This is a genomic window from Glaciecola siphonariae, from assembly GCF_042652645.1.
In the GTDB taxonomy this organism is placed as follows: Bacteria; Pseudomonadota; Gammaproteobacteria; order Enterobacterales; family Alteromonadaceae; genus Glaciecola; species Glaciecola siphonariae.
In genome coordinates this window covers 33,748-55,763 of the sequence record NZ_JBHSGU010000009.1, presented here as the reverse complement: position 1 = coordinate 55,763, position 22,016 = coordinate 33,748, and the positions used below count along the sequence as shown (strand labels likewise).

Below are 22,016 nucleotides of genomic sequence, written 5' to 3'. Positions count from 1 at the left end.
GATATGACAGGTGAAGTTAATAGATGTTAATAAAGCGCGATACCGACGCCATTTGAATCGCGTTATAGCGGCATGCATCGTCTCATTGGCCCTCGGCAGCCTAGGCATCTCTCAAAGCCTAATCGCTTTGTTTCCAGACCCAAGCGGCAGCCATTTTCATTGGAATTTATTGGGCGTAATCGTCACCAGTATTGCTATTGGACTTACGCTAAAGCATTTTCGTGGGCACAGCTTTATGACAGAAGTGGTTTATGTATGGGAGCTTAAAAAAGTGCTCAATCGGATTAATCGTAAAATGACCAAACTACAAAAAGCGGCCGAACAAGGCAATGTCGATGCGATGAATGCGATTCAGTATAGCTACGCTGGCTCTCGCTTGCTTTGGCAGTTAGATGATAACACTATTATGATGGACGAACTTACCGTCAATCAGGCTCAGTTAGATGCATTAGCGGCAAAACACAATGTGACGCTAAGTGCAGAAAATTACAAGGAGGAATTACTCAATAATTTTTAAGATTTTTAATAAGTTAGCTTCATCTTTTTACCCATTCACTCCAGCATACTGTCGCTTATCGGTAACAAACATGCCTGAAAAACGCGTTAATATTTTCATTTAATTAACAATTGGCTAACAAAATTTCTCAAATCGTTATTCTTGATCGACACGCCTTTGTGAGTGGTTTAGGCTTTTTTGGCTCATCATCCACATCACCACATAAAAACGCCAAAGGATGAAGCAAATTTAAACGCGCATATCTGCTAGTCAAATTGGCTTTATTGGCACTGATACATTTTCTCGCTACTCAGTTGCTTTTTGTTATCGACCAATCCTCGGTTTTATCCCCGAAGCCTAGTGTCGTGCTCGATAATTAATTCACCACACACTCAACAATTGAGGAATTAACATGAAAAAGTATTATTTGTATTGCTGCGTCGTCTTGCTCGGCATATTAGTATCTGCTCAAGCGCTTGCGGGCACAGTGCGCCTGAAAGAAAATTGGGGCGGGCGCTATCTCACGGCTACAAGTAAAGAAGCTTGGTCAGTAGTAAAAAGTGCTAATAACAAAAGCTCTTGGGACAGCCAAAAATGGCAAGAGGAGTCTTTAGGCAATGGCGTGTTTCGTTATAAAAACAAATGGAATGGTCATTACCTAACTGCTACTGCACAAGGAGAAGGAGCAGAAGTTAAAACTGCTCCACTTAATAAGTCTTGGGGCAGCCAAAAGTGGCGACGCAAGAATGCAGGCTCGGGTCAGGTTCGTTTGCAGAACGTCTGGACAGGCAAATACGTTAATAACACGGCCAATGCAAATTGGTCTGACCTTGTAATGAGCAATTACAATGAAAGCTGGGGAAGCATGAAATGGTCGCGCACGGTGTTAGGCACAACACCCCCGCCAGCGAACGAAGGTAACCCAAAGCCGCAAACCTCTACGCATAACTACGGGCATGCACTGCAGCTTACTCCGCTCTTCTTTGCGGCGAATCAGTTTGGTACGCTAACCGACAAACGCTTGCCATGGCGTTCTAATACCTCAACAGACGGTAATTTATCGGGTGGCTGGGGCGACGCTGGCGACAATATTTTATTTGGCAAAGCGCAGTTTTCAGCAATAGCGGCAATGTGCGTGACCGCGCATTTCTTTAAAAGCGAACTGCAAGAGCTAGGTCAATATGACGAAATTCAAACTCAGATAAAACACGGCGTCAACTTCTTGTTAAAAGCGCATCGCCGCGACAGTCAGGGGAATACCACGAGTTTGGTTGTTCAGTTGTCTGACAGCGCAACCGATCACCCTAAATGGCTAACTCTAGAGCAAACCTCACACTGGCGTCCTGTCTATACTGTAGACAAAGACCGTCGTGGCAGTGACTATGTTGCCCTTGCCGCAGCCGCAATGGGTTTTTGCTCCAAGGTGCTTGGAGGTGACTATCCGGCGAAATTGAAAAACCAGTCGCAAGCGCTGCTGAAATTCGCTAAAAAATACCGCGGTTTAGGTGAAAACAACGGCGTTGTGACCGTGTATAAGAACTCAAATGGCGATGAAGACGAACTTGCTTTAGGCTCTCTTGGCGTTTATTTGGCAACCAACAATAGCAGCCATAGAGACTACGCGAACAACATCATGGATGACCGCTACTTAAGTATGTGGGCCGCAGGCTTTGAGCATCAAGAGCAACTAGTAAGTACCTTGCTATCAATTTGGGGCAATTATCCCGATAGAGAAAAAGAGGCCAAAGCGTATTTTGATACTTGGAAAGACGTTGGGGCAGACCTAAAACGCACCAGTGGCGGCTACGTTTTGCACGACAGCAACAACTGGGGCTCAAGCGGCAGTGTCGCACCGGCTTTAATGACCATGTCGATTTATGCTAAAGCAAAAAATAACACCCGATGGGATGCTCATATCAAATCACAGGTAGATTATCTACTTGGCTCAAACCCAGTAAATATGAGCTACATCTGCGGCTTTAACACCAACAAAAACTGCACGCAAATTCACCATCGCGGTGCTAGCGGCGGTAAAGACTTCAATGGCGTAAACAAAAATATGCTTTGGGGAGCCTTGTTAGGTGGCGTAACTGAAAACGACTACGATTTTGTTGACGACCAGCAAAACTGGACGGGCAACGAACCTACCGTAGACTACAACTCAACCATCCAAGCTCCGCTTATTTATATGTATAGCAAGCATGGCGGCAAGCCGCTAAGCAACAAAGCTCTAGATACTAAACTGCGTACGTGGAACGGTTTTAACTAAACATCATGGTCTATATGAGCTTATAACGTAATTCAGGCTTCATGTTGAAAGACCAAATTAAAAGACCAGCCAAGAAGGCTGGTCTTTTTTTGCCTATATCAAAAATATTTCACCCCATTAATCGGCGTAAATAATTCAAGATAAAATGCAACTCGTCGCAAAATTTCATCTTTTATCTTTTAAACGTGTCGGTTTGCCGCAAAAAAAAGACCTCTGTTTGTTTTTTATGCAATATCAATGGCTGACAATCGCAAGGTCGTCCTTAAATAATAAGCTCTAGTACCACAAAAAAGAGCATTAACACTTCCTACTCGCAAAGCGAAACTCATTAGGTATTGAGCAGTTCACTTAAGAGAGTTTTACACCTAAAAACAAGCGGAACGAATCCGCTGATGTCGTCATGTATACGTGGCGCTCCTTACAAAAAGGTAGGACAAATATGAACATCAATCGATTAATTCTGGGGGCATCTTTTATTGCCGCCGGTACTCTTCAATTAGGCAGCTTAAACGCTGCAGCCCATGGTTGGTCAGAGTTTCCAGCGGCGCGTCAGCAAATTTGTTATGAACAAGGTGGGCTGTGGAGTGGTACACCGCCCAACGCCGCGTGCGCAGAGGCAAAAGCTATTTCAGGATCGTATCCTTGGGTACAAAGAAACGAATTTTCAATTAATATCCAAGACTATAACAATCAGCAAGCGGTACGCAGTGCAGTCCCAGATGGTACCTTATGCTATGCAAACGACAGTCAAAAACGGGGCTTTGGCATTGGACGCTCTGATTGGACGCGCACCGAGCTAAACCCTGGTGAGTTTGAGTATGTGTTTAATGCTACCGCACCACATAACCCCTCCTTTTGGGAGTTTTATCTAAGTAAGCCAAACACCGATTTGAACCAACCTTTAAGATGGAATGACCTGTCTCTTTTAAAAACGGTGGGTAATGTGCCCGTTGAAAACGGGAAGTATCGTATAAACATCACTATTCCCTCAGACAGAGCGGGCGATGCCACCTTATTTGTAAGATGGCAACGAATAGACCCTGTGGGGGAAGGCTTTTATAACTGTAGCGATATTACTATCGTCAATGGCGACGTGACAGACCCTGAGCCTCCAGTAGACCCTGTTGAGCCGGTGGTTCCTTATTTGGTTCAAGGCAGCCAGTTTATTCCCTCTAACATTAGTTTAAATTCGGTGTCGGTTGGCGATTCTGTCAATTTCAGTGTGTTTAATAAAAACGGCGTTGAACATAGTGCCTTTTCGCTTGAGATAAACGCAGGAAACATCCAAGACTGGGATAGGCTTTTGGCTGCTCAAGTAAATGGTTACTACGAAGACTTCTTTAATGGCAATGTCTTTATTGGTCGATGGCACCCTGAAATGGAGCATTACATGTATTTTAGAGACGACCTATACGGTAACTTCTTTAATTCACGTGATGCACGTGCAAGCGGTGTATTTTCAATTACCCCTGCCGAGCAAGCGCCCAACGAAACCGTTGCTATCTCAGCTAAACTCATCAGTGAGCTAAACGACAGTGAGGTAAGCTACGGTGACGTGATTTTATTGACACCTGATGTTGTAGGCGCGAATGCCAACGACGCGGTTTGGGCACAAACAGACGGAGAAAGCCTCAACCTGCAAACAAATGCAAATAACGAGCTGATTGTTGATACTTCCTTGCTCTCGCAAACAGCGCAAACGCTATCATTTAGCCTGTCATTACCCAATTCAGATGCTCAAGCTATTGTCAGTTTTAATTTGACGGTAGATGGTGAAACAACTGAGCCAACTGATCCGGCTGTTCCGACTGACCCAACGGTTCCAGATGGCACGTGGAATGCTAGTGCGGTTTACCTTCAAGGAGACCAAGTCACCTATCAAGGTCGTGTGTGGACCGCTCAGTGGTGGACGCAAGGCGACGAGCCTGGCACTACGGGGCAATGGGGTGTATGGCGTTAACCATCTCTATGCATTTTCCACAATGATAAGTTAACTCAAAAACCCTCAACGGCGCCCAAATGTGGCGCCGTTTCTTATGCGTCTTATGTTAAATGCACATTACCATTATAAATATATAATTTGCCTCATTTTGTTTTAATCAAAATGCCAAGATTGTTAGTAAAAAAAATGAACAAGTGACTTTTTTAAAGTCTTTTTAAACCCATTTTTTGAGGTATATATGCAGCGTTTGTCAGTGTTATTTGTATTGATTTGTTTTAAAGCGTTTAGCAATTCAAGCGTTGCCCAACAAAACGATGCGCCAATTGAAGTAGACGTCATCTATCCAAATCAGATAACGCAGAATATTAGCCTCACATTAAGCGGTACTATTGAGGCTAAGCAAGATGCTAACCTCGCCTCACTTGAGTCGGGTCGGGTCGATGAGCTATTTGTTGAAATTGGCGATGAAGTTGAAAAAGGCCAAGCACTGCTGCGCTTAAATGATGACCTTGGCAAGCTACAGGTGGCAAGCGCTAAAGCCAGCTTGCAGGCAGCAAAAGTTAACCTCAAAGAAGCACAGCGGCTGTATTCAGAAGTACTTGCGCTTTCTGAACAGCAGGTAGTTGCGCAAACCCTAATTGGCGAGCGTGCTGCCTTTTTAGCAAATGCCGAGGCTGAACTTGCCCGCGCGCAAGCCAACTTAGCGCTACAACAAGAAATCTTAAAACGGCACACCTTAGAGGCGCCTTTTACCGGCATTATTGCGTCGCGAGATGTCGATGCCGGCGAGTGGGTAAGTCAGCAAGACACTGTGTTGAGCTTAGTCGATGTCAACCACTTACGACTCAATGTATTTGTACCTCAACAATACTATCATCTATTGGCAAACGCTCGTGACGTGCCGGTTACCGTTATCCCAGACGTGCAGTCGCTTGGCAATATTCAGGCTACGCTTAGCCGCTTTGTGCCAGTGTCGAACAGCAGTAGCCGTGCATTTCAAGCGCAAATTGATTTACCCCTTTCCTCAAGCGCCAATGCAGCGCTAGCCACTGGGATGTCGGCTCGTGCAAAAATAGATATTCCAAGTCAAGCAGGCGCCGAGGGGCTTGGCAATAGCGAAGAGCGCCTGTTAATTTTGCCCTTGTCAGCAGTTAAACAACATCCCGACGGTGGCAGCAGTGTTTTTGTCGTTGAAAACGGCAAAGCCAAACGCATCATTACTCCCTTTGTTAACTTACTCAACGGTGAGGTAAGCGTGTCGGGCTTACCCGCTAACAAACCCTATATAATTACTGGTGTGGAGATTTTACGCGACGGCAGTGCCGTCATCGCAAATGATGTAAGCGAGCGCACACTATGATTGCAGCCACTGTTAAGCACGGCATATTAGTCACTGTAATTGTACTGATTGGCTGTATATTAGGTGTGGTGTCGGCATTGAATATCCCAGTACAGATGATACCCGACTTAGAAGTCAGAACAATCACTGTACAAACCGGCTGGCCCGGCGCTACCCCGCAAGACATCGAAAAAGAAATTTTAATTGAACAAGAGCGCTACTTACGTAGTTTACCCAACCTACAGCGCATGATTTCGTCTGCTGAAATGGGCTCTGCGAGTATTGCGCTTGAATTCCCCTTTGGCGTAGACGTGAACGACGCCCTGATTCGAGTGAGCAATGCCTTAAGTCAAGTGCCAGCTTACCCTGAAAACGTTGACCAACCGAGGCTATTTTCAAGCTCATTTTCAAGCAATGCATTTATGTTTTTTAGACTGGCGCCATTGCCAGGAAACCCCATGCAGCTCGACGTAGATATGCTAAAAGACTTTGCAGATGACTATATTCGACCTCGCATGGAAACTGTACCCGGCATATCGCAGGTAGACGTACGCGGTGGCTCTGCCCGACAAATACAAATAAAAGTCGATGCCGCAAGCCTAGCTCAGCGCTCAATCAGTTTAACGCAAGTGAGAGATGCTATACGCACGCGCAACACCGACGCATCCGCTGGCGATTTAGAAAGCGGCCAGAGCCGCTATTTACTCAGGGTGGTTGGCCGTTTTGAACAGCTCAGTGAGCTTGAAAATTTAATCGTTGCACGTATCGATGAAAGTGACGTTTACCTGAAAGACATTGCCGAAATTACACTCGATCACTTTGAAACACGCGGCTTGTCTTACTCAAACGGTGAGCGAAATTTAACCATGTCGGTACGCCGAGAAAGCGGCTCAAACGTGATTGATATAAAAGCGCAGTTGCTGCCATTGGTTGAAGAGCTTAACCAAACCTTACTTTCGCAAAACGGACTTAACCTGAAACTGTTTAGCGACGATGTGCAGTATGTGTCTAGCTCCTTGAAAAACGTATGGGTGAATCTGGGTTTAGGGGCAGTATTGGCTACCTTAGTCATGTTCTATTTCTTGCGTTCAGGGCGCTCAACATTAATTGGCGTTATTGGCATTCCCATATGCACCATTGCTGCATTTTTAGCGCTTTTAGCATTTGGTCGCACCATCAATGTAATATCGCTCGCCGGGGTTGCCTTCGCAATTGGCATGACGGTAGACAACACCATTGTTGTGCTCGAGTCTATTATTCAGGCCAAAAAACAACAAAAAGACCGGTTTAAGGCGGCAATAGAAGGGGTGCAAGAAGTGTGGCCCGCAGTGCTTGCCTCAACCGCCACCACAGTATTGGTATTTGCGCCTATTTTGTTCATCGAACAAGAAGCCGGTCAACTCTATTCCGACATCGCCATTGCAATATCGGGCGCCATCATTGCTTCTATGCTCGTTGCCATTTTTGTTGTGCCGGTTGCGATGGCCAATATGACAGCTTCGAAAAATGCCGGCACAAAAGCCGAACCTCAGCTGTCGAGCAAATGGTTAGCGCTGGTTGATATTTTTACGCACAACCAAAGCCAAGCGCGCATGTATAGCAGCGTGTTCGCGCTGGTGATTTTAGGAGGGGCTTACCTACTCATGCCGGCAGCCGAATATTTGCCAGAGGGTGAGGAGCCAAAAGCCTTTTCAATAATGAGCGCACCGCCCAGCTACAATCTAAGTGAAATGCAAAAGATTGGCGAACAGCTCAGAGTGTATTTTAATGAATACGTAAACGCCGACCCGGAAGCCTTTGCCTCTGGAAAAACCGACATGCCTCCACTGGCCTATTACAATATGTCGGTATCTATTGGCAGCATTTGGTTTTTAAGTGCGCCTGTGGACCCTGCGAACATTCAACAGATGATGGACGCCATTACCAAAAAATTCAGAAGCTTTGACAATATGCGCGCATTTTCTGCCCGCGGCTCAATAATTTCTAGTAACGACGGCGGCACTCGAGCAGTGGCAGTCGATTTGGCTGGCAGCAATATTCGTGATTTATATGCCGCCGCAGAAGCGGTATATGCTGAGGCCGAAAAGCGCTTTGATAATCCCCAGCTCAATTCTGACCCCGGCTCATTAATTTTAGAACAACCGCTGGTAGAAATTCGTCCGCGCTGGCAGCGCCTATCTGAACTTGGGATAAGCAATCGCGACTTTGGTTATTCGGTCGCGGCTATCAGCGACGGCGCCTATGTAGACGAGTTTATTTTAAACGACGACAAAATTGACATTTTTATGTTTAGCGGCGCAGGCAACCAGCAGAATATTCAGGCGCTTGCGGCAACACCAATCGTGACGCCGCAAGGCAACGTGCTGCCTTTAAATGCACTGGCTGACTTGGTTGAGAGTAAAAATAGCGATAGCGTGCGAAGAGTTGACGGCAGTCGCACCGTTACCGTGTATATCATCCCCCCGCGTGATGTTGCGCTAGAAACCGCCGAGGGCATTGTGCGTAATGAGCTCTTGCCGGCTTTGTGGCAGCAAGGCGACATAGCACAAGGCATTAGCGTTAACATCAGCGGCGCGGCTGACCAGCTTGAAGCCACAAAAGAATCGCTCTCGAGTAACTTTGTGATTGCCATTGCGCTTTGTTATCTCTTATTGGTCGCTATATTTACTCACTGGCGCTACCCTTTGCTTATACTAGCCACTGTGCCATTGGGTATGGCCGGCGGCTTGCTTGGACTTGTTTTAGTAAATGCAGTGAGCGCAGGGCTAGGCGCAATTGGATTAGACGGCTCATATCAACCCTTTGATATGATCACTATGCTCGGCTTTTTAATATTACTTGGCACGGTTGTGAATAATCCGATATTAATTGTAGACCAAACGCGGCGTTTTATTGATGCCGGTCACTCAGTGAAAGACGCTGTGCGTGCTGCCGTACAAAAACGCTTAAAGCCAATATTAATGTCTACCGCCACTACCATTTTTGGCCTAGCCCCGCTGGTGCTAGTGCCAGGCGAAGGCACTGAGCTTTACAGAGGAGTCGGCATTATAGTGCTATGCGGCATTTTTGTTTCTACGTTCTTAAGCTTGAGCTTTTTACCTGCTTTGCTTATGGGCTTACTTAAAGACAAACATGAGGTCAGCAGCGTGCAAAAGGCAGCGAGTGTTTCGACGCTATGATAAACGCTTTTCCCTCAGCTTCTTTTTCTCATACATACGCGCATCGGCTAGTTTAGTCCATGCTTTCATGTCTCCATCGACCTCCGACAGCGAGGCAAAACCAAGACTTGCTCCAATTTCAAACCCAAGGTTTGCAGACACCCTCGTTTGGATGTCTGCAAACCTTTTTAAGATAGAGGGCATTGAGCTTCTTACGTTTTGACTAAACACTAGGGCAAATTCATCGCCTCCAATGCGATACACTTCGTCAGACTCTCTACCTAGGTATGTTAGTTCTTTCGCCATTAAGCGAATAAATATATCGCCTGCCTCATGCCCTCGCGTATCGTTGAGGGGCTTGAGATTATCTAGGTCTATCATCGCTAGTGTATAGTCATCAGAGCTACGACGATTATAAGTGCTAGCGATGGTTTCTAGCTTTGTATCAAAGGCTAAACGATTGCCAATGTTAGTGAGTTTATCGGTAAGTGCGAGATGCTTTGCATCTTGTAATCTTTTATTTATATCGTTTAATTTAAAATGCGCTGCGAGCGTTAACGTTGCTACTTCAAAAACGTGCTGAGCATGAGCGTAATTGACATGGTCGGTGTCGTGCATGGCCATTACATGGCCAATAGGCTTACCCGCTGCGTTTTTAAACACCAAGCCAGCATAAGTGGCTACGCCTAAATCTTGCAGCGCTTTGTAATTTGGAAAGACTGAAACAACGCTTTCAAAAAACGTAAACTTAACGGTGTCGATAACCGTTTTACATGGCGTACCGACAATATCATATTGGTAGTTTTCTAGCTTTTTACCGTTTTGCAAAAAAGTAAGCACTTCTAAGCGCTCTTTCTCAATAAAACGCGTAATAGCAACCCATTTCCAGGCTAAGCTTTCTTGAATAGCATGAGCGACAATCTGAAATATATCATCACGATCTTCAAAATCCCGCGTAAGCTGTGCTATGGGTAGATTACTTGATATTAAATGCCCATTGTAAGGCTCAACAATCAGTGCAGTCGCGATTTCTAAATCTACCAACTTCACCTGATAGCCCATCACTAAATAATTTGTGTTGTCGTTTTCACGATGCCGCAACGAACGCACGAGACTATCTTGTAAAGTCTTAGGCAGATTATCGAAGTGATCATTTTGAGACAGCATGAATCCGTCATAATCAACAATCGCAACGGCGTCAGAAACGCTAGCAATCAAGTCGCTTATTTCAAAAAAATTACTGCTTAAATGCGCTTTAGCGGTCTTCATGAGTTTTCCTCAGGTGAGCAGAGCTTTGTCTATTGAGTATAGTTAGAAATACTGAGACCGCGCTTTTTAATTGATTATTTCGTTTAATTTTTAAGCTATTTGCATTCTAGAGTTGGAAATTGATTAATTGAAGTTAGTGGTTAAAATCATCAGTTGCTTGGAAACTCATATTTGAGTACTCACAAAATGGTGCTTTTGACAAAGCGGGAATTGGTGCAAAGAATTTCATCGCCGACTCAATGGACAGAGCGATGTTGTGGCAGATCAAAAAGTACTATATTCTTTTTGCCACAAAGTGGTCTTCGTTATTTAAGAGATAGTGAAGTTAAAATTATCTTCTACATTATGAACTGACCTACAATACAAATATCAGGCAATGCTTACAGAGAGCATTAGATACTCCGAAGTGTGCAAAGCCTTATTGCTGCTGAGCCAACATCACTTTTTGTTTTGCTAACTCCAATGCCTGATAAGCACTTAATAACTCTGGGTTGTTGTTGATAGTTTCAACCATTGCTTCAAGTTGCTCGCGCTGGCGCTTCTTCAAAGCTAACTGAATTTTAACGTCTGCCACTAGGTTTACTCCATCAGGCCCACCCATTCTTGAGCTGAGGCTCATGGAATCGAAATTTTGCTGGGTTGCTTCACCAATTATTCTCGATACAAAATTTGCCTCGCAAGCCCTTGCCTTTAAACGGCTAAATGCTTGCATACGCTGCTTTTTGCAGGTGACTTTAAAATCGTCTTCATCTATTAGCTGATTCATAAGGTCAAAAAACGCATTTTCTTGCTTTACCAAATTACGACGGTAATACGAAAGCGGACGGTCGCCAATTACATCAATTGCTTCAATGTTACTTTGATACTGTTGCTCAGCATTCTGCATACTCGCCTCAGTAGGAGCTGCGCTTGCCGATAGGCTATAAAAAGCCAAGATCGACAAAGACAAAACCATTGATGACTTAGTCAAACCTTTGCTTCGAAACACTTTCATATCACTTTCCTTGGTATAAAAATTAGTCAATACGAAGATTACTAAATAAACGATATAAGTCAAATCGAGCAAACGCTAACCTACATCGCCATTTGTTTTTTTAACTGATACACCGTCATGCCGGTTACTTGAACAAAGGCTTTGTTGAGTCCTAGCTCAGTTTTATAACCAATGGCTTCTTGGATTTGTGACGACGTATACCCTCTGCTTAACAAAGACTTGGCATGTTCAACCTTCAAGTACTTAAAGTAGCGATGTGGCGGCATGCCAATGGCTTGGTGGAATTTGCGCGCAAAATTTCTCTCACTCATATGCGTAAACTCCGCCATTTCCTCTACACTCACTTCTTTGTTAATCGCGTGCTGTAAAAACCGAATAAGTTCAGCAAAATTATGCTCTGTGTCTTGTTGTTGAATCATCGATAAGCTAATTTGCGAGGCATTGGCCGGTCGGTGGGCGCTAACTACCAGCCGTTTAGCTACGTCATTCGACAGCCTTACACCATGCTGCTGAGCCACAATCTCCAGCGCTAAATCGATACCTGTGCTCACACCGGCCGAGGTAAAGGTATTGCCATCCATTGTGTAGAGCACATTTTCACGCACATTTATATTAGGGAAATTGCTACGCAATACATCTACAGCCGACCAATGCGTTGTCGCGTTTTTATTATTTAGAGCGCCAATAGCGGCAAGAAAGAATGCACCCGAACATATCGAACATTGCATTTTAGACCGTTCACAAAGTGACGAAAATTCCTGCATGGCAGGCTCATTATCCAAGGCTTTAAGCAGACCTTCCTCTTCGCCTCCAACAACAATCACAAAATCGCTTTGCAGTGTGTCGATATTAGCAATATGCGTCATATTTACACTTATGCCGTTAGATGCTCGTGCGCTTGCGCTTAAGTCTATGTTGATTACTACGCAGTCATAAAGCAGCTTTTTAGCACAGCGATTTGCCATCTCAAATACCGCAGCAACACCTGAATAATCGAGTAGTTGAAAGCCATCAAACACAACAAATACAACATTTGTTGGTCGTGTAGAGGGCATCATGTTTAAGGTCGTCAAATTTTTCATATCGACTTAACTTGAATAAACATCAGAACAGCAACAACACACAAAATAGCCAGAGCAAGATAATCTGCAGACACTATTTTTTGAATCGCTTGGTTATAATTCGGATTAAAAAGCGAAAGCAGTAAAAAGCTAACTACGCTTATAAGTGCAGCAATTAATGCGATTATTTGTAGGTTTTTCATAAATGCGGCGTAGCATAAAAAACTGCCAAGCAAACCAAACATTACGGCGCGGTGACGCATTAAAATTGCGAGATTTTGATCAGCAATTGATAGGCCGTATAAATCATTAATTTTATGGATACCCAAGACACCAACGACTGGAATCAAATGAATAATGCCCACCACTAAAAACCCAATGGTTATGACCTTATTCATGAGTAAGACTCTGTTCAAATTTACGAGCTCGCTCAATTAGACTTTTTTTAATGAAAGCAACATCTTCTGACGAGGCCTTGTCGGGAGAGCCACTGTCAAAAGGCGGTTGAGGGTCGTACTCCATGCCCAACTGCACCAATTTCGCGGCATCATCTCCTACTAATTTGGCGATTAGACTCAGGCCAAAATCAATACCTGCGGTGACGCCACCGCCGGTCATAAGATTGCCATCGCTTACCACTCTTGCTTTAGTGGGCACTGCGCCAAGAGCGCTGAGTTTATCGTGCCATGCCCAGTGCGTAGTGGCCTTTTTTCCCTTTAACAGTCCTGCCGCGCCTAAAACAAGGGAGCCGGTGCACACGGCAGTTAAATAGGTTAACTTAGGTGCTTGTTGGCGGATAAACGATAATACCTCTTCATCCTGCATAAGCGCTTCTGTGCCAAAACCGCCCGGCACGCAGAGCACGTCTAATTGAGGACATTCATTTAGTGTGGTATTCGGCACTAAATTAAAGCCCGCATCGGTAGAAATGACCTCTAGGTTTTTCCATATTGTGAACACCTCTGCGCCGGGTACCCGTGCAAGAAACTGCGCAGGACCTAAGGCATCAAGAGGAGTAATGCCCGGGAAAATTAAAAACCCAATTTTAAGTGAGTGCATGGCAAGCTCCATTTGTTTAAGTGTGACATTTTTTAGTAATGCTTTTGGCAATCTTTCAATAATCTGGGCGTACTATATGTTAATTAACATTTGGCAGAAATGACAAATAATAATACGTTTCTGCCATGTATGCATGCTTGAAAATTGCAAGCTCCGTCATAGTCGTTTGCGCCAACAGTGCCGTAAAAGAGTAAAAGGACCCCAGCGAGGGGCATGCGATTGCAAGGCTTAGTGCTTTATTGCACACTAGAGTGAGTCATCATTAAGACCACCTGGATTATTAATATGCATTTGCTCAAACAAGCCTCATATCGCGCCACGCTTGTGCTGCTTACCAGCGTGCTGCTGGTCAGTGCATGTGCTAAGTCACCTCAAAAAGACACTTCAGCAACGCTAAATCAACAGGCGGTGGCCATGCCAGATAGTTTTTCGGCAAAGGTGGCTATGGATATTCTTGATAAGGGCGGCAATGCGGTAGATGCCGCTATCGCGGCGCAGTTTAGTCTGGCCGTTACTCTCCCAGAAGCTGGAAACATTGGTGGCGGCGGCTTTATGGTCGTTCATTACGGTGACGAAAATACATTCATTGACTATCGTGAAACGGCGCCAATGGCAGCATACCGCGATATGTATCTTGACGAGCAGGGCGATGTTAAACGTTTGGAGTCACTTTTTGGGGCACTTGCCTCGGGCGTACCGGGTACAGTATCGGGCATGTGGGAAGCGCATAAGAAATATGGCACCTTGCCTTGGTCAGAACTAGTTGCTCCAGCAGTGGCGCTCGCCAAAGAGGGTTTTATTGTGCCTGAAAAGCTAGCAAATAATGTTGCTCGCTATATCAAGCGCCTTGAATCGCGTAACATTGACGTAAATTTTGCCGACTATTTTGCCAACGTCCGGGCAAACCAGCGCTTTGTGCAGAGCGAATTGGCACTCACTCTTGAACGTATTCAAAACCAAGGTTTATCAGGCTTTTATGAGGGCGAAACTGCCGAGCTCATCGCCGCTTTTATGCAAAAACATGACGGCCTGATCAGCAAACAAGACTTGTTAAATTATCGCGCGAAGTTCCGAGCGCCAATTATTTCGTCGTGGCGTGAGTATGAAATAGTGAGTGCGGCACCTCCCTCATCTGGCGGTATTGCCGTATCGCAGTGGCTGCGCATGTTCGACGAGGTGAAACGTATGCATGAGCGTGAGTTTGAACATAACAGCGCACCTTATATCCATGCCCTCGCTGAAATAGGCAAACGTGTGTTTGCAGACCGCGCAGAATATCTAGGCGACCCTGACTTTTTTGACGTACCGCAAAGCGCACTGCTTGCTCAAGATTATATCCAAATGCGCGCTCACGATATTCGTTTAGACGCTATTTCAGATACGCAAAGCATTGAACCTGGTCTAACTGAAAGCGAACAAACTACGCATTTTTCGATTGTGGATAAATTTGGTAATGCGGTGTCGAATACCACCACAATCAATTTAGGATTTGGCAGCGGCATGGTAGTTGAGGGCGCAGGCTTTTTACTTAACGATGAGATGGACGACTTCAGTGCGAAGGCTGGCGTACCTAACTATTTTGGCGCGATAGGCGGCGTTGCAAATGAAATTCAGCCAAACAAACGCATGCTAAGCTCAATGACGCCCACTCTATTGCTCAAAGATAATCAAGTTAAAATGGTAACCGGCTCTCCCGGCGGCACCACAATTTTATCATCGGTTTATTTAAGTATTCTTAACGCCATTGAGTTTAATCTGCCAATACAAGAGGTTGTGGATTCACCGCGCTTTCATCATCAACTGCTGCCTAAAGATGAAATTCGCTACCATGAAGGGCTAGATGTTCAGGTAATAGAAGCGCTAGGGGCAATGGGGTATACAACCCGCACCAGCCGATTTGGGGATTTACATGTGATTGTAAACAGAAACGGACGGCTAGAGGCCGCATCAGAAACAAACGGGCGGGGACAAGCCATCGTAAAATAGTTGGGTTAACTAGTTAAGTACAAAGCTTTCAGCGCAGTGAGCAACGCCATTTATCAAGAGGCTAACTTGATGCTCCCCCGCATAATATTTGCGAGTCGTCACAGGTTTAAAACTATGTGACTTAGTGATGTCAATGGTGCCATAAGGGGCCAATGTTAGTGTCTTCCACTTAAACACTTTGGGTAGCAATTGCCCGTTCGCTTTTTTATGGTGAACTACATAATCAAGCATAATTTGCTGCGCGTTGGCGTGACCAGAGCTAATCTCTACCAACAAATCGATGCTTTCACCTACTGCAACGGCGCGCTTTGACAGCGTTAACGACACGCTTACCTGCTCCGGCTGTTTAAACCCAAACAACGATAGCGCTTGCGGCATGCCTTTTTTAAGCAGGGTTCTACATGCGTGTTTGACTAAACGTGTGCGGTCGTTGCTTGCATTTTCTAGCCATCGCTTGGCGGTATCAATCACTATCTGCGGGTGGTCTTTTGCAATATCATTTAAATTATTGGCTACCGAGCGACGAACGTACTCTGCCGAATCGTCTTTAAGCGCATCAAGAATAGGCAACAGTGGCTCCGGATTTTTTACAAAAGACCTTAACTGCATGCCCCACGGCAAGCGAGGACGCGTGCCCTCAGATACTAAACGACGTACATGCTCGCTTGGGTCTGACAGCCAGCTTTGTAGCTTAGCAAGGGTTTTCGATTCTTGTTCTTTTAAAAAATATCGAATTGCAAACTCAGCTGAAAATCGCTGGGTCATTTGATAAAGCAAGGTCATCGACCGGTTAAAATCACCTTGCCCATGCATCCCCACATATTCTGCCATAGGCATAATGGCCCAGCCATGTAGCAAATGGGCAGTATTGCTTGCTGTGCACACTTGGTCATTGACCATTGGCCGCAAGCTATTTAATAGAATTTCCTCGGTTTGGGCAAAATCGCGCGGTAAACATTGATGCATGGCCTGAACGATTTGATCACTGCGCTGCTTGAGCTCAAGCGTATCTAAGTTTTGACCTGCAAGCTTCACAAAGCTTTGCTCATCAAAGCCTCTATGACCAGCAGCAAAGCATGCGCCCATTTGCTCAATCAGCTCATGAGAAAATAGATTCTTAAAGGGTTCTGGCATGTTTTGCTCGCTTCTTGTTTTGGTTTTTGTGGCTTTTTATAAATGGCTTATTATAAGTGGCTTTTTATAAGTGACCTTGCCCGCGTTATTTTGGCGAGTCACCGGTAAACCATCCCGTGATCGCAATTCGTGGCTTACGAGCAAACGGCGCGACATAGCTCACCGCATGAGGATGGGTCACATCAAACAAAGCCAGTGAGTTGAATATAGGTACCCACGTATCTTTAGGATTGCCATTGTCATGATAAAACTGTAACAAGCCGCCCCAGTCAGGATGCCACTCGGGTGTAAAGTTAAGCACATAAGCCACTTTGCGGTTGTCATGCTCATTAACATCATTGTGTCGCGTTAAAAAATGCCCCGGATAAAAACGCGTTGCTTGCCCATTAGCACCCGTTATATCGTCGTGGCCCGTCATTTTTCTAATGTCGTTTAACAATGACTCGGAGTTGAGCCACTGCAAGACCTGCTGCGAGAGTGAATGGTCGGCTGGATTATCATGAAGCTGACATTTGGCATAGAAAAACCCGATGCCTTGCCCTGCCTGTTGGTAAATTTTTTGCGTAAGAGACTGCTGTCGTTGAGTGCCGAGTGCTTTTAATTCGTCGGTACTAATTACCTTGAACACACCATCTTCCACATAAGCGTTTTTATAGCTTAGGTCCTGATGAATATGCATAGCAATATCACCAGCCGTCTGCGGCATAAAAATATCGAATAGACGCAGGCGCTTATCTGCAGCGTATTGCTCGGCGTAATCGCCTAAAGAATGAAGAGGATTTAATGCGATGCTCATGAATGTCCTAAAAATAAAGCGAAAATCAGGCGCAACACTATACGATTGTGCTGAAAAGCTCAACAAACAAGGTCAGCCACGCGTTGTTGTAAACATGGCACCAAGTCTTGCTCAAACCAATTGTGTTTAGCTAGCCACCGATTATTTCGTCCAGACGGGTGAGGTAAACAGATATGCGTGGGTAGCAAGGTTTGATAATCGTTAACCGCAGTGGTTAAATTTTTATACTGGGGCAAGTAAGCATGTTGGGCATAACGGCCTATAGTCACAATAAGCTCTGGCGTCGTCTGACGTAAAAACGACTGATGCCACTTTGGCGCACACGCTTTTAAAGGCGGTGCATCCGCGCCATTTTTATAACCTGGAAAACAAAAACTCATAGGTAAAACGGCAAATAAACCCAAGGTGTAAAATATTTCTCGATTTACCCCAAGCCACACTCTAAGTCTGTCGCCCGACGCATCATTCCACGCTTTATGCGAGTCATGCGCTAAGCGCCCCGGAGCCTGACTAATTAGAATAATTTTTGGGCGATGAGGCCAAATAAAAATAGGACGCGGCGCGTGCGGTAACACATCACGACACTCATCGCACGCACGCGCGTTTCGCACTAACTTTTCATGTTGTTCAGTATCTGTTGCCAATACGTTCTCGTCGGACAAAATAAAAATGTTGTGATATCAATACCTCAGCGCTTATTAAAATGAAAGTCTAGCAATTACCATTATTATCTTTTAGTCTAATTTTTAACGGTGTTTTTATTATTTCCTACCGTTGTTTGCATTGTTCATATACTTTTATTCGCCTGAGTATATTTTTGGTGCCAACATGGACGCTTGGCATCCTTTCTGAGGGAGGCACAAAACATGCGGATTTTTGTATTCACGTTACTGATGAGCAGTTTTGTCGGTAATGCCTTATCGCAGTCTCAGCGCGTTGTTTTATGGAAGCGAAATTACGACGCCGCCTACATGCACGCAGCCGTAAGCAACATATTAGCACTTTCAGAAGATAAGTTCGGCAAGGTCGAATTGATATCGTCAGTAAAAACCGAGCAAGGTCGTGCATTTGCCAATACCGCCAACGGCGCCGAAATAGATATTTTTATAGGCGCAATCAATACCGATAGAGAAGCACGAGCGACCCCTCTTTTTGTGCCCATAGATAGAGGTTTGCTAGGCATCAGGCTGTGCTTGGTGCACGCCAAAACACCCCCATTTTCGAACATTCAATCTGTTGATGATCTGCGCAAACAAAACATAATTTTTGGATTTGGTTCTCACTGGCCTGATAAAACGGTATTTGTAAGAGAAGGTCTACAAACGGTTTCAAGCCCGGTGTATGAAAGTTTATTTAACATGCTAATAGGCAATAGATTCGACTGCTTTGCGCGTAGCCTTCCTGAAATAGGACTCGAAATTGACCAACGCCGACATCTTCCGCTAAAAGTAGAAAGCCACCTGGCACTAATATACCCTTCGGCAGAGTTTATGTTTGTTAACAACAGCAATATCGACTTACAAGAGCGTTTAAAGTATGGGCTTGCGAGAGCCATAGAAAATGGTAGTTTTTTTCGCATTTTTGACCAGCATCATCAAAAAACCATTGAAAAACACCAACTAGAATCGCGACGTAACATTTACCTAGAAAATACCGACATATCTGAAAAAGCCTTAAACGCCATCATGCAATATGGCTTAGAAGGCCTGCATGGTGAACGCACCCAAGATAAAAATACCAATACTGATGGAACTACAGGTATTGATTCTCAAGGTCAGAGTTCTCAAAACTCACAAAGTAGCAGTGCTCATTAGAGTAAGTCCTCTTCTCCCTAGTCTGAAATAACATCACAAGTATCCGGTGATGCTCAATGAAACGCAGGCTAATTTTCACTAAATACTTGACCCATTTTCCAAAGTCATTAAGTATAAAAGACGACTCATGCTTAATTGTAGAACGCTCAAAGTAGCGCTAGAAGCACGAACCACATTATATATGACAGGCTAAACCACTTAATTAGATACTAAAGGGACCCTCATGAAAACTAAGGCTATTTTGTTGAGCGCATTGTGCCTCGCATTCAGCGCACAAGCAGTAGACCGCAACCAATTAAATTCAACCATATCGATTAACTATGGCGAAGTCATTGGAGTCGAAAGAGGCAAGATTGATTCGAGTGCCCCGGGTGGTGCCGTTATGGGTGGTATTGTGGGCGCGGCAACTAGCGGCAAACATCACAGAGGCAAACATGCTCTTGAGGGCGCCCTAGCAGGCGGTATCTTATCGGCTATTTTAGACGGCAGCAGAGACGCTTACACCTATCAAATTTCTTTGGTAAACGGCTCTGAGGTTAAGGTAACGACGGAGCAGTCAGGCATTCGCGTGGGCGACTGCGTATCGTTCGAACAAGGCCGTACAACTAACGTTAGACGGGTACCGGCGGTGCACTGTCAACACAATAACCACCCTGTAATGCAAGACGCATACGTACAATCATCTGCCAGCTTCGACGCTGCTCAGTGCCACAATGCCAAAGAGCTCGTACTGCAAGCAAAAACAGAAGAGGCTATGGATTTAGCTATTAAAAAAGTCAGTGTATTTTGCGACTAAGGCTTAGATAGCGGGCACTTATCAAATAATGTGAGGAGTCTTAAACGGCTCCTTTTTTTATTTCATCAACACATCTATTTACAGAGGTGACAAAATGAACAATGGTAAAAGTCAGGCTCTCATTCTTGGCATACTTCTATGCGTCGGTTTAATTGGCATGGGCGTGGTGTTAGGCAATGCAGCAATAGACTACAAAAAGCTCGATCGTACGGTAAGCGTAAAGGGCTTGTCGGAGCGTGAATTTGAAGCAGACGTCGTTATCTGGCCCATTCAGTATGCAGTGGCGTCAAACGCAGTCAATGAACTCTATGAAGAAATTGAACAAACTAATCTGCAAATCAGCAATTTTCTTACATCAAACAATATTCAGAGCAGTGAAATAACCTTCTCGATGCCTGCAATTATAGACCGCTCAGCCCAGCAATATAGTTATGACGACGCTGCAAAGTTTCGCTATACGGCAAGTCAAAACGTAACGGTTTATTCAAATGATATTGCCACTGTGCGCGCGGCGATGGCCAAAATTGCAGACATCGGTAAACAAGGGATTGTATTGACCGGTGATGATTACGCCGCACAAACCGAGTACCTTTTTACTAAACTAAATGACGCTAAACCCTCGATGATTGAAGAGGCTACCAAAGAGGCGCGCATGGTTGCAGAAAAGTTTGCAGCAGATTCAAACAGTCAGCTGGGCAAAATAATGACGGCGACTCAGGGGCAATTTAGCATAAGCGAGCGAGACAAAAACAACCCACATATTAAAAAAGTGCGAGTTGTCTCCACCGTTAAATATTATCTGACTGATTAAGATTAGGGTCTTAATCAAACTGCAATGATATCAATGAGCGAACACGCTAGAGAGTAGATATGAAATGTAAATTTGTGTTAAACCAGTCTATGTATAATGGCTCTCAGGCCTCTGCCACGCACCTTGTACCAGTGGTAGTGACGCCAAACCGCCAACTTACATCTCTTGCGTACATCTTTATTTTGCTATTCGGTATGCTTTTGCCAGCGCTTTCGCATGCTCAACAACAGTCAGATTTATATTTAGGTGACGTGAATTTCTGGCATGCAAAACCAATTTCTAACTTGAAAAAGATTACCGATACACCCGCCTATACCAATCAACCTTATTTTTTTAGCAGCAATGCACTCTACTTTACTGAAATGCTCACAAACGACGGTGTGCAGCAGACCGACATATTTAAGCTGAATTTGCCAAAACTAGATACGCACAACTTTACCCAATCACCTGAGAGTGAATATTCGCCTACACCATTGCCAAAGGGTAAAGGAATGTCGGTTATTCGAGTGAATGCACAAGGTAAGCAAGAACTGTGGCGATTAGATGCCAGCGGGGGCGCGGTAGAGCACCTTGTGCCAGCCATCGAACCTGTTGGGTATCAGGTATGGATTAACGAACATGAGTTGCTGCTATTTGTATTAGGTGAGCCCAATACGCTGCAGCGCGTTGACACGCGCTTAGGCAAAGAAAAAGGCGTAGTTATCGACACGAATATTGGCGCCAGCTTATACCAATTTAACCGCTCGGTTTGGTTTTTATATTCACACACTCAAGATGCTAATGTACTTAAAGCCTATAATGCTAAGACAAACAAAACGATGGTAGTGGGCAATTTACCGGATGCAGCGAGCTACTTTTCAGTGAGCGCTACGGGCGATATCATTACTAGCAACGGTGAGTCTTTGTTTCATCAAAAACTCTTTCAAAAAGGCGGTAAACTGCAGGTGCAGAGCAGTTGGCGCAAAATCGACGTGCCAGAAGTCGCCTGTAAATCGGGTGTTTCGCGCACCGCTATTTCTCATTTTGGTGACAAGATCGTATTGGTCTGCCCGCGAGTAGCCCCTTAACGGCGACAGAGCCAACGTTCATCTG

General features: G+C 44.8%; 18 protein-coding genes. 10 read left to right on the top strand and 8 right to left on the bottom strand.

The features are described from left to right. The first annotated feature begins 10 nt into the window (after positions 1-10). The 5 genes from ACFO4O_RS14230 (at position 11) to ACFO4O_RS14210 (ending at position 9,225) form a co-directional block, all read left to right on the top strand. Entirely contained in the window at positions 11-517 is a 507-nt protein-coding gene (locus tag ACFO4O_RS14230) for a DUF3087 domain-containing protein (RefSeq protein WP_382409702.1), read from the top strand. Between the two features lie 391 nt (positions 518-908). Continuing rightward, positions 909-2,765, top strand: coding sequence for a glycoside hydrolase family 9 protein (locus ACFO4O_RS14225; protein WP_382409700.1), 1,857 nt, complete (start codon positions 909-911; stop codon positions 2,763-2,765). Between the two features lie 439 nt (positions 2,766-3,204). Beyond that, positions 3,205-4,725 (top strand): lytic polysaccharide monooxygenase, encoded by a 1,521-nt coding sequence (locus ACFO4O_RS14220; protein WP_382409698.1) that lies wholly within the window; start codon positions 3,205-3,207, stop codon positions 4,723-4,725. A 220-nt stretch (positions 4,726-4,945) separates the two neighbouring features. After that, the gene (locus tag ACFO4O_RS14215) at positions 4,946-6,067 is read left to right on the top strand and encodes an efflux RND transporter periplasmic adaptor subunit (protein ID WP_382409696.1); all 1,122 of its coding nucleotides are present in this window, start codon (positions 4,946-4,948) and stop codon (positions 6,065-6,067) included. Continuing rightward, complete coding sequence (locus ACFO4O_RS14210) at positions 6,064-9,225, top strand: efflux RND transporter permease subunit (protein ID WP_382409694.1); 3,162 nt, start codon at positions 6,064-6,066, stop codon at positions 9,223-9,225. Before ACFO4O_RS14215 ends, ACFO4O_RS14210 begins: the two co-directional genes overlap by 4 nt. On the opposite strand, the gene ACFO4O_RS14205 is transcribed toward ACFO4O_RS14210, so the two are convergent. From ACFO4O_RS14205 to ACFO4O_RS14185, 5 genes are all read right to left on the bottom strand, one after another. Next, entirely contained in the window at positions 9,220-10,473 is a 1,254-nt protein-coding gene (locus ACFO4O_RS14205) for a GGDEF domain-containing protein (RefSeq protein ID WP_382409692.1), read from the bottom strand. The genes ACFO4O_RS14210 and ACFO4O_RS14205 overlap by 6 nt on opposite strands. A 418-nt stretch (positions 10,474-10,891) precedes the next feature. After that, complete coding sequence (locus ACFO4O_RS14200) at positions 10,892-11,467, bottom strand: hypothetical protein (protein WP_382409690.1); 576 nt, start codon at positions 11,465-11,467, stop codon at positions 10,892-10,894. Positions 11,468-11,547: 80 nt separating this feature from the next. Beyond that, on the bottom strand, positions 11,548-12,549 hold the full coding sequence (locus ACFO4O_RS14195) for a GlxA family transcriptional regulator (RefSeq protein WP_382409688.1): 1,002 nt from the start codon (positions 12,547-12,549) through the stop codon (positions 11,548-11,550). Beyond that, positions 12,546-12,926: a hypothetical protein gene (locus tag ACFO4O_RS14190; RefSeq protein ID WP_382409686.1), complete on the bottom strand. Its 381-nt coding sequence runs from the start codon at positions 12,924-12,926 to the stop codon at positions 12,546-12,548. The genes ACFO4O_RS14195 and ACFO4O_RS14190 overlap by 4 nt, the downstream gene beginning before the upstream one ends. Next, positions 12,919-13,587, bottom strand: a complete 669-nt coding sequence (locus ACFO4O_RS14185) for a DJ-1/PfpI family protein (RefSeq protein ID WP_382409684.1) — start codon at positions 13,585-13,587, stop codon at positions 12,919-12,921. The genes ACFO4O_RS14190 and ACFO4O_RS14185 overlap by 8 nt, the downstream gene beginning before the upstream one ends. A 285-nt stretch (positions 13,588-13,872) precedes the next feature. Here ACFO4O_RS14185 and ggt point away from each other — a divergent pair, with 285 nt between their 5' ends. After that, positions 13,873-15,573, top strand: coding sequence for a gamma-glutamyltransferase (gene ggt / locus ACFO4O_RS14180; RefSeq protein WP_382409682.1), 1,701 nt, complete (start codon positions 13,873-13,875; stop codon positions 15,571-15,573). Positions 15,574-15,582: 9 nt separating this feature from the next. Here the strand turns inward: ggt and ACFO4O_RS14175 are convergent, their stop codons facing one another. The 3 genes from ACFO4O_RS14175 to ACFO4O_RS14165 form a co-directional block, all read right to left on the bottom strand. After that, positions 15,583-16,707 (bottom strand): DNA alkylation repair protein, encoded by a 1,125-nt coding sequence (locus ACFO4O_RS14175; protein WP_382409680.1) that lies wholly within the window; start codon positions 16,705-16,707, stop codon positions 15,583-15,585. Between the two features lie 85 nt (positions 16,708-16,792). After that, positions 16,793-17,503: a 2OG-Fe(II) oxygenase gene (locus ACFO4O_RS14170; RefSeq protein ID WP_382409678.1), complete on the bottom strand. Its 711-nt coding sequence runs from the start codon at positions 17,501-17,503 to the stop codon at positions 16,793-16,795. A 59-nt stretch (positions 17,504-17,562) separates the two neighbouring features. Continuing rightward, on the bottom strand, positions 17,563-18,147 hold the full coding sequence (locus ACFO4O_RS14165) for a uracil-DNA glycosylase family protein (RefSeq protein ID WP_382409676.1): 585 nt from the start codon (positions 18,145-18,147) through the stop codon (positions 17,563-17,565). Between the two features lie 222 nt (positions 18,148-18,369). On the opposite strand from ACFO4O_RS14165, the gene ACFO4O_RS14160 reads away from it, so the two are divergent. The 4 genes from ACFO4O_RS14160 to ACFO4O_RS14145 all read left to right on the top strand — a co-directional run bounded on the left by ACFO4O_RS14160 (position 18,370) and on the right by ACFO4O_RS14145 (position 21,991). Beyond that, positions 18,370-19,317 (top strand): hypothetical protein, encoded by a 948-nt coding sequence (locus tag ACFO4O_RS14160; RefSeq protein WP_382409674.1) that lies wholly within the window; start codon positions 18,370-18,372, stop codon positions 19,315-19,317. 223 nt (positions 19,318-19,540) lie between these two features. After that, the gene (locus ACFO4O_RS14155; RefSeq protein WP_382409673.1) at positions 19,541-20,113 is read left to right on the top strand and encodes a hypothetical protein; all 573 of its coding nucleotides are present in this window, start codon (positions 19,541-19,543) and stop codon (positions 20,111-20,113) included. 94 nt (positions 20,114-20,207) lie between these two features. Further along, positions 20,208-20,924: an SIMPL domain-containing protein gene (locus ACFO4O_RS14150; RefSeq protein WP_382409671.1), complete on the top strand. Its 717-nt coding sequence runs from the start codon at positions 20,208-20,210 to the stop codon at positions 20,922-20,924. A gap of 59 nt (positions 20,925-20,983) precedes the next feature. Beyond that, positions 20,984-21,991: a TolB-like translocation protein gene (locus tag ACFO4O_RS14145; RefSeq protein ID WP_382409669.1), complete on the top strand. Its 1,008-nt coding sequence runs from the start codon at positions 20,984-20,986 to the stop codon at positions 21,989-21,991. Positions 21,992-22,016 lie beyond the last annotated feature (25 nt).

Bases quoted from the DNA above. Each gene is read 5' to 3' on its own strand.
- ACFO4O_RS14225 (WP_382409700.1), top strand. From the start codon at position 909: ATGAAAAAGTATTATTTGTATTGCTGCGTCGTCTTGCTCGGCATATTA.
- ACFO4O_RS14220 (WP_382409698.1), top strand. From the start codon at position 3,205: ATGAACATCAATCGATTAATTCTGGGGGCATCTTTTATTGCCGCCGGT.
- ACFO4O_RS14215 (WP_382409696.1), top strand. From the start codon at position 4,946: ATGCAGCGTTTGTCAGTGTTATTTGTATTGATTTGTTTTAAAGCGTTT.
- ACFO4O_RS14210 (WP_382409694.1), top strand. From the start codon at position 6,064: ATGATTGCAGCCACTGTTAAGCACGGCATATTAGTCACTGTAATTGTA.
- ACFO4O_RS14205 (WP_382409692.1), bottom strand. From the start codon at position 10,473: ATGAAGACCGCTAAAGCGCATTTAAGCAGTAATTTTTTTGAAATAAGC.
- ACFO4O_RS14200 (WP_382409690.1), bottom strand. From the start codon at position 11,467: ATGAAAGTGTTTCGAAGCAAAGGTTTGACTAAGTCATCAATGGTTTTG.
- ACFO4O_RS14195 (WP_382409688.1), bottom strand. From the start codon at position 12,549: ATGAAAAATTTGACGACCTTAAACATGATGCCCTCTACACGACCAACA.
- ACFO4O_RS14190 (WP_382409686.1), bottom strand. From the start codon at position 12,926: ATGAATAAGGTCATAACCATTGGGTTTTTAGTGGTGGGCATTATTCAT.
- ACFO4O_RS14185 (WP_382409684.1), bottom strand. From the start codon at position 13,587: ATGCACTCACTTAAAATTGGGTTTTTAATTTTCCCGGGCATTACTCCT.
- ggt (WP_382409682.1), top strand. From the start codon at position 13,873: ATGCATTTGCTCAAACAAGCCTCATATCGCGCCACGCTTGTGCTGCTT.
- ACFO4O_RS14175 (WP_382409680.1), bottom strand. From the start codon at position 16,707: ATGCCAGAACCCTTTAAGAATCTATTTTCTCATGAGCTGATTGAGCAA.
- ACFO4O_RS14170 (WP_382409678.1), bottom strand. From the start codon at position 17,503: ATGAGCATCGCATTAAATCCTCTTCATTCTTTAGGCGATTACGCCGAG.
- ACFO4O_RS14160 (WP_382409674.1), top strand. From the start codon at position 18,370: ATGCGGATTTTTGTATTCACGTTACTGATGAGCAGTTTTGTCGGTAAT.
- ACFO4O_RS14155 (WP_382409673.1), top strand. From the start codon at position 19,541: ATGAAAACTAAGGCTATTTTGTTGAGCGCATTGTGCCTCGCATTCAGC.
- ACFO4O_RS14150 (WP_382409671.1), top strand. From the start codon at position 20,208: ATGAACAATGGTAAAAGTCAGGCTCTCATTCTTGGCATACTTCTATGC.
- ACFO4O_RS14145 (WP_382409669.1), top strand. From the start codon at position 20,984: ATGAAATGTAAATTTGTGTTAAACCAGTCTATGTATAATGGCTCTCAG.